A 15,830-nucleotide genomic window follows, 5' to 3' on the forward strand; every position below is an offset into this window, starting at 1 on the left:
GTCCCCGTTTCATATCTTGTGTCAGTCGGACGGAAGCTTATTCAGCTTCTTCCTTCTTTTCGATTTCCTTGCCGGTTTCCTGGTCGACAACCTTCATGGACAGGCGGACCTTGCCGCGCTCGTCGAAGCCCATGAGCTTGACCCAGACCTTGTCGCCTTCCTTGATCACGTCGGTGACCTTGGCAACTTTCTTCGGAGCCAGCTGGGAGATGTGGACCAGACCGTCCTTCGCACCGAAGAAGTTCACGAATGCGCCGAAATCAACGCATTTGACGACGGTGCCTTCGTAGATCATGCCCACTTCCGGCTCAGCGGCGATGGAGTTGATCCAGTTGACGGCGGCCTTGATCGCCTTGCCGTCGGCTGATGCGATCTTGACGGTGCCGTCGTCTTCGATGTTGACCTTCGCGCCGGTCTTTTCCACGATTTCACGGATGACCTTGCCGCCCGAACCGATGACTTCACGGATCTTGTCGACCGGGATCTTCATCACTTCGATGCGCGGGGCATGTTCGCCAAGCTCGGCACGAGCCTCGGTGATGGCCTTGGACATTTCGCCGAGGATGTGGATACGGCCGTCCTTGGCCTGACCCAGAGCGACCTTCATGATCTCTTCGGTGATACCGTCGATCTTGATGTCCATCTGCAGCGAGGTGATACCGTCCTGGGTACCGGCGACCTTGAAGTCCATGTCGCCGAGGTGATCTTCATCGCCCAGGATGTCGGACAGAACCGCAAAACGGTCGCCGTCCTTGATCAGGCCCATGGCGATACCGGCAACCGGTGCCTTCAGCGGAACGCCGGCATCCATCAGCGACAGCGAGGTGCCGCAGACGGTTGCCATGGAAGAAGACCCGTTGGATTCGGTGACTTCGGAAACGACGCGGACGGTGTACGGGAACTCGTGATGCGGAGGCATCATCGGGTTGATTGCACGCCATGCCAGCTTGCCGTGACCGATTTCGCGGCGTCCCGGGGAGCCCATGCGGCCGGTTTCACCGACGGAGTAAGGCGGGAAGTTGTAGTGCAGCATGAAGTGAGACTTCACGGTGCCTTCCAGAAGATCGATGAACTGCTCGTCTTCGCCGGTGCCGAGGGTGGCAACGACCAGGCCCTGGGTTTCACCACGGGTGAAGAGTGCGGAACCGTGCGCACGCGGCAGAATGCCGACTTCTGAAGAGATCGCACGGACGGTCGACAGGTCACGTCCGTCGATACGGGTGCCGGTGTCGAGGATCGCGCCACGAACGATTTCTGCTTCCAGTTTCTTGAACTGCTCGCCCAGAACGGTGCTTTCGACGGCTTCGCCTTCGGCAGCGTTGGTGATCAGCGCTTCAACGACCTTCGCCTTGGCAGCGTCGACTGCGTTCTTGCGGTCGGTCTTGGACGTGATCTTGTAAGCGGCAACAAGCTCTGCCTCGGCCAGAGCCTTGACTTTGCCGAACAGCTCGGAATGATCCGGCAGGACCAGCTCGCGCGGTTCCTTGGCAGCGGTTTCAGCCAGTTTGATGATCGCGTCGATCACCGGCTGGAAGCCCTTGTGGCCGAACATCACAGCGCCGAGCATGATGTCTTCGTTCAGTTCCTTGGCTTCGGATTCAACCATCAGAACGGCGTCATTGGTACCGGCAACAACCAGATCCAGCGAGGATTCCGGCATGTCGTCGACCAGCGGGTTCAGCACGTATTCGCCGTTGATGTAGCCAACGCGCGCGCCGCCGATCGGCCCCATGAACGGAACGCCGGAAAGGGTCAGTGCAGCGGAAGAAGCCACCATCGCCAGGATGTCCGGAGCGTTTTCCAGATCGTGCGACAGAACGGTGATCACCACCTGGGTGTCGTTCTTGTAGCCGTCTGCGAACAGAGGGCGGATCGGACGGTCGATCAGGCGGGACGTCAGCGTCTCGTGCTCCGACGGACGGCCTTCACGCTTGAAGTAGCCACCCGGGATCTTACCAGCGGCAAATGCCTTTTCCTGGTAGTTCACGGTGAGCGGGAAAAAATCCTGGCCCGGCTTCGGAGACTTGGCGGAAACAACCGTCGCCAGAACCTTCGTTTCGCCATAGGTCGCCATGACGGCGCCGTCGGCCTGACGGGCAACCTTGCCCGTTTCGAGGACGAGCGGGCGTCCGCCCCACTCGACTTCTACACGATGAATATCAAACATCATCTGTCCTTACAGCTTTGCCTGCCTTTGGCTGCTTTCGGTACAGCACGGTCATGGCAGACACATTCCCGGTCGGCCCCGTATGGGCCGGTTACCGGCGGACAGGTCACGGGCAAGACGACGAGCTGCTTTCGGCTCAAGACGGAAAGAAGCCGGCAATCCTGCCCCATGACGTGTCACGAGGTCTCTATAGAGCGTTCCATTCGAATTTGAAACACTCAAAGCTCTTTCGCGGAACAAAGACCCGAAGTGGATCAGTGTTTTGCCCGCAAGAGCTGCGTCCGGCAAATGCCGTCACGCAATACAAAAACGCGGCGGGTTCTCACCCACCGCGCTTTCAGGTTCTGAGTTCTTAGCGGCGAATGCCAAGACGCGTGATCAGCGACTTGTAGCGTTCTTCGCTCTTGCCGCGCGTGTAGTCCAGAAGGGACCGGCGCTGCGCAACCATTTTCAGAAGACCGCGGCGGGAGTGGTTATCCTTGCCATGACCCTTGAAGTGTTCGGTCAGGTTGTTGATCCGCTCGGTGAGGATCGCGACCTGTACTTCCGGGGAACCGGTGTCGCCTTCTTTGATGGCGTATTCCTTGATGAGCTCAGCTTTGCGCTCTGCAGTAATCGACATCGCTCTTTCCTTTCAAAGAGTGGGGTCCGTTGACCGGACACGTTGAAATGCCGGAGACCGGCCTGATCCGGACGTTTCCAGAGCCGAGATGTCGTTCAGCAAAGGATCCTTCCGGACGAATTGAGCATCAGTGCCCAATGGCGGCGGAATATGGCGGAAAACCTTGCGAGAATCCAGAGGTTTCTCAGGTTTTTTCGCCACACCCGAATTTACAGGTGAAACACCCTGGTCGGCTGGAACCGGCCCTTGTCAATTGAGCCGATGGCGACCGGCACGCTGGCGTGGCTGGCAAAGGCGACTTCCGTGTTGAGCGGTGCATCGCGGCCGCGCAGCAACACGGCCATGCCCTTGCGGATTTTTGCCGCGTCATCGAGCGAAACGGGTACCTCGATCAGATTGTCCATCGCCTCGCGAACCGGCAGGACGAACTCCTCGACCAGCGCCTCGACGCCGGCGCCTTCCTCAAGTGCCTCGGATGCTTCCAGGATTTCGTCCAGCCCGATCAGGTCGTCTTCGCCGAACGGCCCGACCAGCAATCTTCGCAGTTCGGTAACGTGACCACAGGTGCCGAGACGGCGGCCGAGGTCGCGGGCGATTGCCCGCACATAGGTCCCCTTGCCGCATTCAGCCTCGAAGACGGCGCGGTTCTCATCCGGACGTTCAACCAGATCCAGCCGGTGCACGTCGATCGGGCGGGCTTCCAGTTCGACTTCCTCACCGTCACGCGCCAGATCATACGCCCGTTCACCGGCGACCTTGATGGCGGAGAATTTCGGCGGGACCTGCATGATCGTGCCGACAAACTCGCCAAGGACGGCCGAGATTTCATCCGCACTCGGCCGCACGTCGGACGTTGCAACCGCCTCGCCTTCGGTGTCGTCGGTATTGGTTTCCACGCCCCAGGTCACCTCGAAACGGTAGACCTTGCGGCCATCCATGACGAAGGGCACGGTTTTCGTGGCTTCGCCGAAGGCAACCGGCAGGAGGCCGGACGCGCGCGGATCAAGCGTTCCGGCATGGCCGACCTTTTCCGGCGAGAAGATCCGCTTGATCTTGCCAAGCGCCTCGTTGGAGGAGATGCCATATGGCTTGTCCAGCACGAGCCATCCGTTGATTGCGTTCTTTTTTCTTTTGAATTGTTTTTGGCGTGCCATGAGTGCGTTTCAATACGATTGCAATTGTTTTACGGCGACAAAAGAAACACTGACTGTCGGCCCCACCATCCATGCGCAACAGCGAGACCCTGAAGACATCAGCTTTCGTCAGCGATCATTCTCGAGTTTTTCAAGTCTGTTGTGGTCACAGTAAGTCACCTGGTTTCCAACTTTATGCGCCTTCGCCAAGTCGCATGCCCCACTTATCTTTGAAGGGACACTTCCTGTTCCACTATCAGAGAAGCCTATCAACTCGGTGCTCCCAGCCCTGATAACGAGATAGTACCCAAGTAGTTCGTCGCCATACACATGAACCGTTTTGATTCCTGACAACGGCCCCACTTTGAATTTGCCATCTGCATCCGTTCTGGTGACTGCATGCCTTGACCCTGGCGGGTTATCTTTTGATGCGTCTGATGGAGCCAATGCTGCCACCAACTCAATCTCTGCATTTGCAACCGGCATACCATCGTTTAACAGCACGCCCGAAACCTCAGGCGCGAGGACGCGTGGAACGGGAAACACGACACATGCAGAGGTCGCTGCACCAAGTGCGATTGCTGCGATAGTTCTGAAGAGCGCCATCTTCTTTCACATCGAGTGACTTGCAGACACGGCACACATTCAAGTCGACCGACCAGACAAATTCAGTTTTCCATTTCCCGGCGAGGCTACAATTACCGAGGGCTAAGAACTCGAATTCACGCAATTTCAAATTGAACCGTGAATTGTGGTTTCAGCGCGGCAATCAATCCTTGGCTGGGTCGCCGTCCTCTTCGTCCGCGTCGAGATCGCGGGAGACTTCCGGGGAATGCAGCAGCGTGCCGATGCGGTCGTCGTCGTCGAACCTGGTGTCGAGAACGAAGCGCAGGTCCGGCATGTATTTCATGGTCAGCCGGCGGGACACCTGGCCGCGCAGATATTTGGCGCTGCGGTTCAGGGCCTTTTCGACATTTTCGGCGTTGACGCCCCCAAGCGGCATCACCAGGCAGGTGGCCAGGCGCAGGTCCGGCGTCATGCGCACTTCGGGGATCGTGACGATCACCCCGTCGAGATCAGGGTCGGAGAACCGTCCCCGGGTCAGAATATCGGACAGCTCCTTGCGGACCGTCTCGCCAACGCGCAACTGGCGCTGGGAAGGGCCGCGGCTGTCCTGTCCGTGTTGTCTTGCCATTGTTGTTGTTCCTGCATCTCTGGCAGCGCATTCCGTCCCGACGTATTCGGGCGCCGTTGGCGGACCGGTCCCAGCGATCCGCGCCATTGCCGGGCCTGAAGCGCGGACGGTGGCGAGACCATCTGGATGGTGCGAATACCACGGCCGAGCCATGGCATAACGGAGTTACCTGCGACCAGATACGACGTCAGCGGCTTAATTGAATAAGCCGCTGACATCAGTTTCAAGTAGATTTCTGACTTCGATCAGAGTGTCCGTGCGATCTGCTCGACGCGGAAGCACTCGATGACGTCGCCCGGACGCATGTCCTGGTACTTGACGAAGTTCATGCCGCATTCCTGACCGGACTCGACAGACTTGACCTCGTCCTTGAAGCGCTTGAGCGTGCCCAGTTCGCCTTCGTGGATGACCACGTCGTCGCGAATGAGGCGAACGTTGGCGCCACGTTCCACGACACCTTCGGTGACCAGACAGCCTGCAACCTTGCCGACCTTGGAGATGTGGAAGATTTCCTTGATCTCCGCATTGCCGAGGAAGGTCTCGCGGCGCTCCGGCGACAGCATGCCCGACAGGGCCGCCTTGATGTCGTCGACCAGGTCGTAGATCACGTTGTAGTAACGGATCTCGATGCCTTCGCGGCTTGCCGCTTCACGAGCCTGCTTGTTGGCACGCACGTTGAAGCCGATGATCGGCGCCTTGGAAGCGAGCGCCAACGTGACGTCGCTTTCGGTGATGCCACCGACACCGGAGAGCAGGATGCGTGCGCCGACTTCCTCGTTGCCGAGTTCGTTGAGCGCATGGGCAATTGCTTCCGCGGAGCCCTGCACGTCGGCCTTGAGCACCAGCGGGAACTCTTTTTTGCCCGTTTCCTGCAGACGGTTCATCATCTGCTCGAGCGAACCACGCGTACCGGAGGCGACCACGGAGGCCTTCTCGCGGATCTGGCGCTGACGGTAATCGGTAATTTCACGGGCGCGGGCTTCGTTGTCGACGACCGCAACCATGTCACCGGCTTCCGGCGTGCCCTGGAAGCCCAGAACCTCGACCGGTTTGGCCGGACCGGCTTCCTTCACCTGGTTGCCATTCTCGTCGAGCATGGCGCGGACGCGGCCCCACTCGGCACCGGCAACAAGAATGTCGCCCGGCTTGAGAGTGCCCTTCTGCACCAGAACGGTTGCAACCGGACCGCGGCCCTTGTCGAGCTGCGCTTCGATGACGATACCTTCCGCCTTGCGGTCCGGATTGGCCTGGAGTTCCAGAACTTCGGACTGCAGCAGGATCATTTCCAGAAGCTTGTCGAGGCCCTGGCCACTCTTGGCCGAGACTTCCACATCGATCACGTCACCGCCCATGGATTCCACAACGAGGCTCTCGCTGAGAAGTTCGGTACGGACGCGGTTCGGATCGGCTTCCGGCTTGTCCATCTTGTTGATGGCCACGATGATCGGCACGTCGGCAGCCTTGGCGTGCGCAACGGCTTCCTTGGTCTGCGGCATGACGCCATCGTCGGCAGCAACAACAAGGATCACGATATCGGTCGACTTTGCACCGCGAGCACGCATCTGCGAGAACGCAGCGTGGCCCGGGGTATCGATGAAGGTGATCTTGTTGCCGTCCTGATCGACCTGATAGGCGCCGATGTGCTGGGTAATGCCGCCGGCTTCGCCGGTGACAACCTTCGACTTGCGGATCGCATCGAGCAGCGAGGTCTTGCCGTGATCGACGTGACCCATGATGGTCACGACCGGAGGACGCGGCAGCAGGGTGGACGGTTCGTCTTCCGTGGTGAACAGACCTTCTTCAACGTCTGCTTCAGACACGCGCTTGACCGTGTGGCCCATTTCCTCGGCGATCAGTTCGGCGGTATCGGCGTCGATAACGTCGTTGATCTTGAGCATCTGGCCCTGCTTCATGAGAAGCTTGATCACGTCCACAGCGCGCTCTGCCATACGGTTGGCGAGTTCCTGGATCGTGATGGCTTCCGGCAGAACGACTTCACGCATGATCTTCTCACGCACGACCTGCTGCTGCCCGCGCTTCGCCTTTTCCTGGCGACGGCGCATGGAGGCCAGAGACCGCGCACGCTGACCGTCGTCGCCACCGGTGGCGGCGGAGATGGTCAGCTTGGAGCGGCGGCGGTCGTCGCCGGTGCGCGGACGCGCGGCGGGAGCCGGAGCCTGCTTCGGACGCTTGACCGCACGAACACTCTTGTTGTTGCGATCGTCTTCTTCGGATTCTCCGCGCTCGGGTTTCGCACGTGCGGCCGGAGCTTCCGGCGCCTTGCGCTTTCCCATGTCGTCAAGGCTGGGCGGCTTGCCGCCGTCGGCGTGAGCCGGCTTGCGAACCACGGTGCGACCGGTTGCTTCCTTGCGCACAGGCGCAGCAGCTTCCGTTGCCGCTTCGGCAACAGGTTCGCTCTTCGGTTCGGCCTTGGCCTGTTCCGCAGCCTGGAGAGCTTCTTCGGCTTCACGCTTTGCGCGCTCTTCCGCTTCCACCTTGGCGCGGGCCTCTTCTTCGGCCTGACGCTGCGCGGCTTCAACAGCCCGGCGCTTGTCTTCTTCTTCGCGGCGCTTGCGGTCTTCCTCGTCGCGCACCTTCGCCATCTGAAGGGCTGCCGCACGTGCTGCCGCTTCTTCCTTGGTCAGGGTGCGCAGAACGTTGCCGTTGCCCTTCTGGCGCTGGCCGGAGGCAGACCGGCGGGCCTGCTTGGTCGCCTGTGGATCTGGCTGTGGCGGCGTACGCGGCGCTTCAGCCGGCCGCTCGAGGCGCTGTGTTGTCGGCGCAGGAGCTTCTGCTTTCGCTTCCTGCCCCGGGAGTACAACACGACGCTTCTTCTTTTCCACGACGACGGCTTTGGTCCGGCCATGCGAGAAGGACTGCCGAACAGTTCCCTGATCGCCACCGCCGCGCTTTAGGCCAAGCGTTTTGCCACGCTCAACGCTGATTGTCTTGTCGCCTGGATTTTTCGTATCGCTCATATTGCCTTCAGTCCTGCGCAACCGCCTTTTCAAGCGTTGCCATTATCGCTGCTTGCCCCGGAGGAGTTGCGAAAACGCTCCAGGTCACGCACCCGCGACAGGAAGTTTTCGCTCGCCTGCCCCGCAAGCAGTGCAGCATGTATCACATTTGACCGGCCCAATGCCAAATCCAATTGGTCCGAATCGAACAAACGGACGATTTGGCATCCGTTTGCGTGTTCCTGAGTGCCGGCAGCCAGTGCCGCCAGCTTCCTTACCCCGTCTTCTGCAGCGTCCGAGGCATGGACCAGCCCGGCGACATCTTCCTGCCGCAGAGCTGCTTCAACTTTCGCATATCCCGTTACCAGCTCGCCGGCCTTGCGCGTCATGGAGAGCGCTTGCAGCGCCGATCGTTCCATGAGCGCATCAACCCGATCCGCCAGTCCCGGCTCGACAGAGGCTTCCCCTTTAAAACCCCTGCCGAAGACCTTTTTCCGGTCCTTTTCGGCAACAGCCACGACTTCTTTCGTGGCGGTTATCCAAACACCACGCCCTGGAAGAACCCGCTTCAGATCCGGAACCACCTCGCCTTGCGGGTCGAGGACGAACCGGATCAGCGCACTGACGGGCTGAACCTCCCGGGTCACGGCACAATGCCGTTCGGTCGGCTCACTCTTCCTGGGCACGCTGCCACTCCTTTAGATCAACCTGCTTTCCGGTGCGAACACCTTCGGCGCAGAAAAGTTGATCGAACTTGCGAATTCGAAGCTGCCGATCGGCCGCGGCCATACCGGAAGCTTCATACAGGAGGCTTTTGCCTCTCTCGTTACCCGTTCAGGATCGCGCCGCCCTGCGGCTCTTCTCCAACGGTCTCGGCCATTTCGGCCTCGTCTTCTTCTTCGGCTTCTTCTGCCTCAGCCTGAGCTGCGAGTTCTTCCTCGGTGATCCAGCCGGCGGCCAGACGGGCGGCCATCACGACGTTTTCCGCTTCAGCGCGGGACATGTCGAATTCCGAAAGAGCACCTTCGAAGCGCTTGGTTTCGCCGTCCTTGCGTTCGGTCCAGCCGACGAGATCGTCAGCAGCGCAACCGGCGAGGTCTTCCATCGTCTTGATGTCGTCCTTGCCCAAGGCAACCAGCATAGCCGTTGTCAGGCCATCAATCGACCTCAAGTCGTCGGCAACACCGAGCGAAATACGCTCTTCGTCGAGTTTTGCTTCCAGCTCGGCCAGGTAATCCCGGGCACGTGCCTGGATTTCGACGGCGGTGTCGTCGTCGAAGCCTTCGATCATGGAGATCTCGTCGAGCTCCACATAGGCAACTTCCTCAACCGAGGTAAAGCCTTCGGTCGCCAGCAACTGTCCGACCATCTCGTCCACGTTGAGGGCTTCCATGAACAGCTGCGAGCGCTCCAGGAATTCCTTCTGGCGGCGGTCGCTTTCTTCCTGCTCGGTCATGATGTCGATGGCCCAGCCGGTCAGCTGTGAGGCCAGACGCACGTTCTGGCCGCGGCGGCCGATCGCCAGTGATAGTTGGTCATCGGGAACGACAACTTCAATACGTTCGGCGTCTTCGTCCAGAACAACCTTGGCAACTTCGGCCGGCTGCAGGGCGTTGACGATGAAGGTTGCCGCTTCTTCGTTCCACGGGATGATGTCGATCTTTTCGCCCTGGAGCTCGCCAACAACGGCCTGGACGCGGCTGCCGCGCATACCCACGCAGGCGCCGACCGGGTCGATGGAGCTGTCCTTGGAAATCACGGCGATCTTCGCGCGCGAACCCGGGTCACGGGCAACGGACTTGATCTCGATGACGCCGTCGTAGATTTCCGGAACTTCCTGGGCAAACAGTTTCGCCATGAACTGCGGATGCGTGCGCGACAGGAAGATCTGCGGGCCGCGCTGTTCGCGGCGAACGTCGTAAATGATGGCGCGGATGCGGTCGCCCGTGCGGAAGATTTCGCGCGGGATCAGCTCGTCGCGGCGGACGATGCCTTCGCCGCGGCCAAGATCGACGATGACGTTGCCGTATTCGGCGCGCTTGACGACACCGTTGACGACTTCGCCGACGCGGTCCTTGAATTCTTCGTACTGACGGTCACGCTCGGCTTCGCGCACTTTCTGCACGATAACCTGCTTGGCGGACTGGGCGGCGATACGGCCGAAATCGAGCGGCGGCAGCGGCTCGGCAATGAAGTCGCCGATGCTGGCTTCCGGATTGCGGGCCTGTGCATCATCAAGAGAGATGTCTGTGGAAACGTTCTCGACAGTGTCTACGACCTGAAGCAGGCGCTGCAAACGGATCTCGCCGGTCTTCGGATTGATTTCGGCGCGGACTTCCGTTTCCGTACCATAGCGGGAGCGGGCTGCCTTCTGGATCGCGTCTTCCATTGCATTGATGACGATCATCCGGTCGATGGATTTTTCCCGTGCGACCGCGTCAGCGATTTGCAGCAGTTCCAGCCGGTTCGCGCTGATTGCCATATTCCACTCCTCTTGCGCCAAGGATCGGTTCGGGCGCGTTCTTCTTCTTTCCCTTAGAGCCTGTGGCTCAGTTGGGCATGTTGTCCTGCGACAGCTCGTCATCCTGGCCACGGGCGGCAAGCGCCGCCTTTTCCGCCTGAAGAGCTGCGGTAATCAAGTCATCGGTCAGAACCAGCTTGGCTTCGCCGATGTTCTCCAGCGGCAGCGCCACGGTGTCCTCTTCGCCTTCCCGCACATCGGGCAGCCGAAGGTTGGCCTTGCCGTCTTCCGCGCCGAGGAGCTTGCCCCGGAATCGCTTGCGGCCATCCAGCATGACGGCCATCTCGACCTTCAGCTCATGGCCGGCCCAGCGATTGAAATCGCCGGCCCGCACGAGCGGACGGTCGATACCTGGAGATGAAACTTCTAGATGATATGCCCGGTTGATCGGGTCTTCGACGTCGAGCGCAGGCGACACGGCCCGGCTGATGGTTTCGCAGTCTTCGACCGTCATGGTGCCGTCCGGGCGCTCCGCCATGATCTGCAGGGTGCAGCCGTTCTGAGCACTGATCTTCGTACGCACCAGTCGGTAGCCGAGGTCCTCGATGACCGGCTCCACAATTGCGGCAACACGGGCATCAAGACCCTGTTCCGTCACAATTCTCGGTTCGTGTGCGCTCACACTTGGCTCCTGTTGGCGGCCGTTACCGGCTCTTGAGCATCAGATGCACCTGATTGTCGATTTACATAGGGCAGTCCTGCTCGAACTCGTTGGTTTCCGGTTATGTAAGCAAAAAAGAGCGGGTCCCCGGCGGGCCCACTCTCAAAGTGCTCAGATAAGCCGTTTGAGGTGAAACACGGGCTGTATAACGCCAAAGGGGGCAAAAAGGCAAGAGGCCGGGCCAAATTCCTCAAAGAAGTTAGCGCCAGTCCGGAATCCCCCGATAAACGGCAGCAAACGCGCCGTTCTCCGCGATGTGCCGCTACACCCTGCAGAAAGTCAGGTACCGTCCGATACGCCCCTCGCGGATGGCCTTCGCCTCGTAGCGTGTACTTGGCCAGCCCTCCCAGGGTGTTTTCCAGTCGGACGCTGTTTCCGCCGCCCATTCGAACGCCGCATGGTCGCGGCAATGGCGCAGTGTCCAGTCGACGTAGGTATCGATGTCGCTGGCAAAACGGAACTCGTGGCCGGGCTTGATGGCCCGGGCATAGCGATCGAGATTCTGTTCGTTGATGAACCGGCGCTTCCAATGGCGCTTTTTCGGCCAGGGATCCGGATAGAGCTGATAGGCTAGGTCGAGACTTGCCTCGGGCAACCAGTCCAGAACATTGACGGCATCATCATCGTAAAGGCGGATATTGCGGAACCCCTCCCCCACGACGGCATTCACGGCCTTGGCCATGCTGCCGACGAAAGGTTCGACGCCAATGAAGCCGACACGCGGATTGGTTCTGGCCCGGTGAAGCAGATGCTCACCGCCGCCAAAACCGACCTCCAGACACACCTCGTCGACATCCGCATCAAAGAGGGTCTTCAGATCCTCCGGAGCGGGTGTTGCCAGGTCCAGCGCCAGGCGCGGCAGTTCGTTTTCCATCAGCGCCTCACGGCGCGGGCTCAACGGCTTGCCCTTGCGGCGGCCGTAAAAGGAACCTTCGTAGCGGTCAGTCATAATTCAACTTCAAAACGACAGATCGCCGGCACTGAACCGGCGATCTGCTTCACTTCTTCCATGTTCAGCGTAGGCGCAGCTTATCCCGCAAGCGGGCGCAGCGCGTCAACCAGATCCGTCTTTTCCCAGCTGAAGCCGCCATCGGCCTCAGGTTCGCGGCCGAAGTGGCCGTAAGCGGCGGTGCGCTCATAGATCGGGTTGTTCAGCTTCAGGTGCTGGCGGATGCCGCGCGGGCTGAGGCCCATGACATCGCGCAACGCTTTTTCCAGCTTGGCTTCATCGCAACGGCCGGTGCCATGCAGGTCGACGTAGACCGACAGCGGCTCCGGAACGCCGATGGCGTAGGAAAGCTGAATGGTGCAGCGGTCGGACAGATCGGCTGCAACAACGTTCTTGGCAAGATAGCGCGCCGCGTAGGCTGCCGAACGGTCCACCTTGGTCGGATCCTTGCCGGAGAATGCGCCGCCACCATGCGGAGCCGCACCACCGTAGGTGTCGACAATGATCTTGCGGCCAGTCAAGCCGGCATCGCCGTCAGGGCCGCCGATGACGAAGGCACCGGTCGGGTTGACGTGCCAGACGGTGTCGCCGGTGATGAAGCCTTCCGGCAGTGCAGTGCGGATGTAAGGTTCGACAATGGCGCGCACGTCGGAGGAGGTCAGGGCCGGATCCAGATGCTGGGTCGACAGAACGATCGAGGTTGCCTCGACCGGCTTGCCGTCGACGTAGCGGACGGTTACCTGGCTCTTTGCGTCCGGACCGAGCGCAGGCTCCTGACCGGATTTGCGGACGTCGGCCAGAAGACGCAGGATCTTGTGCGAAAACAGGATCGGCGCCGGCATCAATTCTTCGGTTTCACGGCAGGCGTAACCGAACATGATGCCCTGATCGCCAGCACCTTCGTCCTTGTTGTCGGCAGCATCAACGCCCTGGGCGATGTGCGCTGACTGCGCGTGAAGGTGAACGGCGATATCGCAGTTTTCCCAATGGAAACCATCTTGCTCGTAGCCGATATCCTTGACGGCCATGCGGGCAAGATGAGCGATGTAATCGTTGGTGATGGTTGACGGACCGCGGGTTTCGCCGGCGATCACGATGCGGTTGGTCGTTGCCAGGGTTTCACAGGCAACGCGCGCTTCCGGCATTTCCTTGAGGTAGGCATCTACAACCGCATCGGAAATACGGTCGCATACTTTATCCGGATGCCCTTCGGAGACGGACTCGGAGGTAAACAGGTAATTCTGACGTGCCATTGGCGATCGTCCTTCTGGGAATGAATATGACAGGAGCGGCGATTGTCATCGCCGCTCCGTCTGCATCAATCTTAGAAGTTCTTCGCCGCGTCAAGCGCGCGCGTGAATTTTGTCAGTCGTCGCCAGCCAGAGACCGGACCAGATCGACGATCCGGCGGCGTACTTTCGGGTCTTCAATCCGCACGAATGCCTTGTTCAGGGACAGGCCTTCGGAAGAAGACAGGAAGTCGACGACATAAGAGGTCGGCTGCGTTTCGCCGAAGCCTTCCGCCTCTTCAGGCGTACCGGGCGCATCTTCGAAGAAAAAGGAAACCGGGACTTTCAAAACGGTTGCGATGTGTTGCAACCGGCTGGCACCGATACGGTTGGTGCCTTTTTCGTATTTCTGGATCTGCTGGAAGGTGATGCCCAGACTTTCGCCAAGCTTTTCCTGACTCATGCCTAGCATCATGCGGCGAAGCCGGACGCGGCTGCCAACATGAATATCGATCGGATTCGGAGACTTTTTACTGGGCATCTGTGTCGCTCTTTCTTTTTCTCGCGGAAAAAGCCCGCTCGTTTTCGTTTGCACAAGCTCTCCTGACATCCCCCCACAGGCTCAAGAGACCGAAGTTTGCCCGCAACCTTTCACTTGTACATGAAGCAGCCTTCAATCGGCTATTTCACGGTTGTATCACAGTTTCTTCACTCAACTCAAACAAAAAATATCAATTTACACGCGAATCGCGGTTGTATTGGTAAAACCAGGCAAATACTACGATAAGAAACGAGATAACGAGCACGGGCAGATCGCCAAAAATGCCGTAGAGAGTATTGTCTAGTCTCTGCGGAAGCTTGGAATCGATCAGACCTTTTTCGAATATCGCGAGTTTCGCGACCACCTGACCTTTGGCATCAATCACCGCTGAAATGCCTGTATTTGCAGCTCTAATCAGCGGCAGGCCGGTTTCGATGGCACGTAAACGAGCCTGTGCGAGATGCTGATAAGGGCCGGGCGTCCGGCCAAACCAGGCGTCGTTGGTAACGTTCAGCAGAAAGTCCGGCCTTCTGGAAACACCGTCCAGAGATCCCGGAAAAATTGCCTCATAGCAAATCATGGGTAGAAAACTAAAACTTTCGGAGGTGGTCAGTACACGCGGTTGATACCCGGCCTCGAACCCATCCATGGGGCCCGCAAGGTTAGAAATTCCCAGTGATTCAAGCAGAGGTTTAAACGGAACGTATTCGCCAAAAGGCACGAGCCGAACCTTGTCGTAGATGCCCTGGACGGTGCCCTCGGTGCCGATGACGAAGACGCTGTTGAAGTAATCAGCCCCTCTCATGCCGGGCTCGGCCCGGATTGCACCGGTCACCAGTTCGGTCTTGTCACCGAGCGACTGACCGATCCGGAACAAGGCTCCCGGCTCCTGTGTCAGCAGGAAGGGAACGGCCGATTCCGGCCAGACCACCATGCGCGGCTGTCCGACGCGCGCGGCACCGCCAAGCGGCGCTTCGGTCATGTCGAGGAAGGTCTGAAAGATCTCGTCGCGCAGCTCCGGCCGCCATTTGTCTTTCTGATCGATCGATGGCTGTACGATTCGGATGTCGAGATCGGCAACGGGCAATGCCGTCTGCCAGAGCCTGACGGCGCCATAACCCGCAACCGCGGCTAGGGCAACCGCGGCAGCGACAACGGCCGTCACGCGCTGGCGAAACGGGCGAGCGTCGGCCAGAACGGCCGGCGTCGAAAAGACCGCAACCACGAAGAAGGTGAGACCATAGAGCCCGACAAGACTTGCCGCCTGCGACACGCTCAGCGATCCGGACACGCCATAGCCGAAGGCATTCCAGGGAAACCCGGTCAGGACATGGCCGCGCAGCCAGTCCGTCAGGGTCAGGCCGGTAGCAAGCACCAGGATGCGGCGAAACTGGTCACTCCAGAATATCGCGGCCAGTGCCACCCCAAGGCCCGTGAACAGCGCCAGTCCGACAGGCATTGCCAGCACGGCAAAGGGCATCAGCCAGGCAAAGCGCTCCGCTTCCACCAGAAACGCCGCACCGATCCACCAAAGGCCCGAGAGAAAATAGCCGAAGCCGAACAACCAGCCGAGCGCGAAGCCCGTGCGAAACCGCTGAACCCGCTTGCCGGGTGCGGGATCGACCGCTCCGTCCAGCATCCAGACAAGACAGGGAAACGTGACCAGAAGCACGAAAGTGAAGTCATAAGGGGGAAGCGCAAAGGCCGTCAGCGCACCGCAGGCGGCGCACAAGAGACGGCGCTGCCAGCCCCATGCCAGAAGAAAGGTATTTGGCAGGGCCGACAGGCGGTGTGACAACCATTGCATCAAAGAGCTTCCCCATACTTGCGGTCAGGAGATTTGTCGGCTCGCCGC

General features: G+C 59.7%; 13 protein-coding genes. All 13 read right to left on the reverse strand.

Annotation, left to right across the window (positions count from 1 at the left end):
• Window positions 1-37: 37 nt before the first annotated feature.
• A complete protein-coding gene (pnp, locus tag HEP89_RS06200; protein ID WP_031268705.1) occupies window positions 38-2,167 on the reverse strand; it encodes a polyribonucleotide nucleotidyltransferase in 2,130 nt (709 codons plus the stop codon).
• 352 nt (window positions 2,168-2,519) lie between these two features.
• Complete coding sequence (gene rpsO, locus HEP89_RS06205) at window positions 2,520-2,789, reverse strand: 30S ribosomal protein S15 (RefSeq protein ID WP_022999106.1); 270 nt, start codon at window positions 2,787-2,789, stop codon at window positions 2,520-2,522.
• Window positions 2,790-2,998: 209 nt separating this feature from the next.
• Entirely contained in the window at window positions 2,999-3,943 is a 945-nt protein-coding gene (gene truB / locus HEP89_RS06210) for a tRNA pseudouridine(55) synthase TruB (protein ID WP_168691559.1), read from the reverse strand.
• Between the two features lie 108 nt (window positions 3,944-4,051).
• Window positions 4,052-4,528, reverse strand: a complete 477-nt coding sequence (locus HEP89_RS06215) for a DUF4198 domain-containing protein (protein WP_139314051.1) — start codon at window positions 4,526-4,528, stop codon at window positions 4,052-4,054.
• 163 nt (window positions 4,529-4,691) lie between these two features.
• Window positions 4,692-5,117 carry a 30S ribosome-binding factor RbfA gene (gene rbfA / locus HEP89_RS06220; protein WP_055657070.1) on the reverse strand — a complete coding sequence of 142 codons (426 nt, stop codon included), beginning with the start codon at window positions 5,115-5,117 and terminating at the stop codon, window positions 4,692-4,694.
• A 245-nt stretch (window positions 5,118-5,362) separates the two neighbouring features.
• Complete coding sequence (infB, locus tag HEP89_RS06225; RefSeq protein WP_022999109.1) at window positions 5,363-8,095, reverse strand: translation initiation factor IF-2; 2,733 nt, start codon at window positions 8,093-8,095, stop codon at window positions 5,363-5,365.
• 29 nt (window positions 8,096-8,124) lie between these two features.
• Entirely contained in the window at window positions 8,125-8,760 is a 636-nt protein-coding gene (locus HEP89_RS06230) for an RNA-binding protein (protein ID WP_168691560.1), read from the reverse strand.
• A gap of 140 nt (window positions 8,761-8,900) precedes the next feature.
• Window positions 8,901-10,556 carry a transcription termination factor NusA gene (gene nusA, locus HEP89_RS06235; RefSeq protein WP_022999112.1) on the reverse strand — a complete coding sequence of 552 codons (1,656 nt, stop codon included), beginning with the start codon at window positions 10,554-10,556 and terminating at the stop codon, window positions 8,901-8,903.
• Between the two features lie 67 nt (window positions 10,557-10,623).
• Window positions 10,624-11,217, reverse strand: a complete 594-nt coding sequence (gene rimP, locus HEP89_RS06240) for a ribosome maturation factor RimP (protein ID WP_031268707.1) — start codon at window positions 11,215-11,217, stop codon at window positions 10,624-10,626.
• A gap of 301 nt (window positions 11,218-11,518) precedes the next feature.
• Window positions 11,519-12,205, reverse strand: coding sequence for a tRNA (guanine(46)-N(7))-methyltransferase TrmB (locus tag HEP89_RS06245; protein ID WP_062490913.1), 687 nt, complete (start codon window positions 12,203-12,205; stop codon window positions 11,519-11,521).
• Window positions 12,206-12,285: 80 nt separating this feature from the next.
• Window positions 12,286-13,458: a methionine adenosyltransferase gene (gene metK / locus HEP89_RS06250; RefSeq protein ID WP_022999115.1), complete on the reverse strand. Its 1,173-nt coding sequence runs from the start codon at window positions 13,456-13,458 to the stop codon at window positions 12,286-12,288.
• A 112-nt stretch (window positions 13,459-13,570) separates the two neighbouring features.
• The gene (locus HEP89_RS06255) at window positions 13,571-13,975 is read right to left on the reverse strand and encodes a helix-turn-helix transcriptional regulator (protein WP_023014432.1); all 405 of its coding nucleotides are present in this window, start codon (window positions 13,973-13,975) and stop codon (window positions 13,571-13,573) included.
• A 190-nt stretch (window positions 13,976-14,165) separates the two neighbouring features.
• Complete coding sequence (lnt, locus tag HEP89_RS06260) at window positions 14,166-15,782, reverse strand: apolipoprotein N-acyltransferase (protein WP_209014464.1); 1,617 nt, start codon at window positions 15,780-15,782, stop codon at window positions 14,166-14,168.
• Between the last annotated feature and the right edge of the window lie 48 nt (window positions 15,783-15,830).

It is taken from the genome of Labrenzia sp. 5N (assembly GCF_012395805.1).
GTDB classification, from domain to species: Bacteria; Pseudomonadota; Alphaproteobacteria; order Rhizobiales; family Stappiaceae; genus Roseibium; species Roseibium algicola.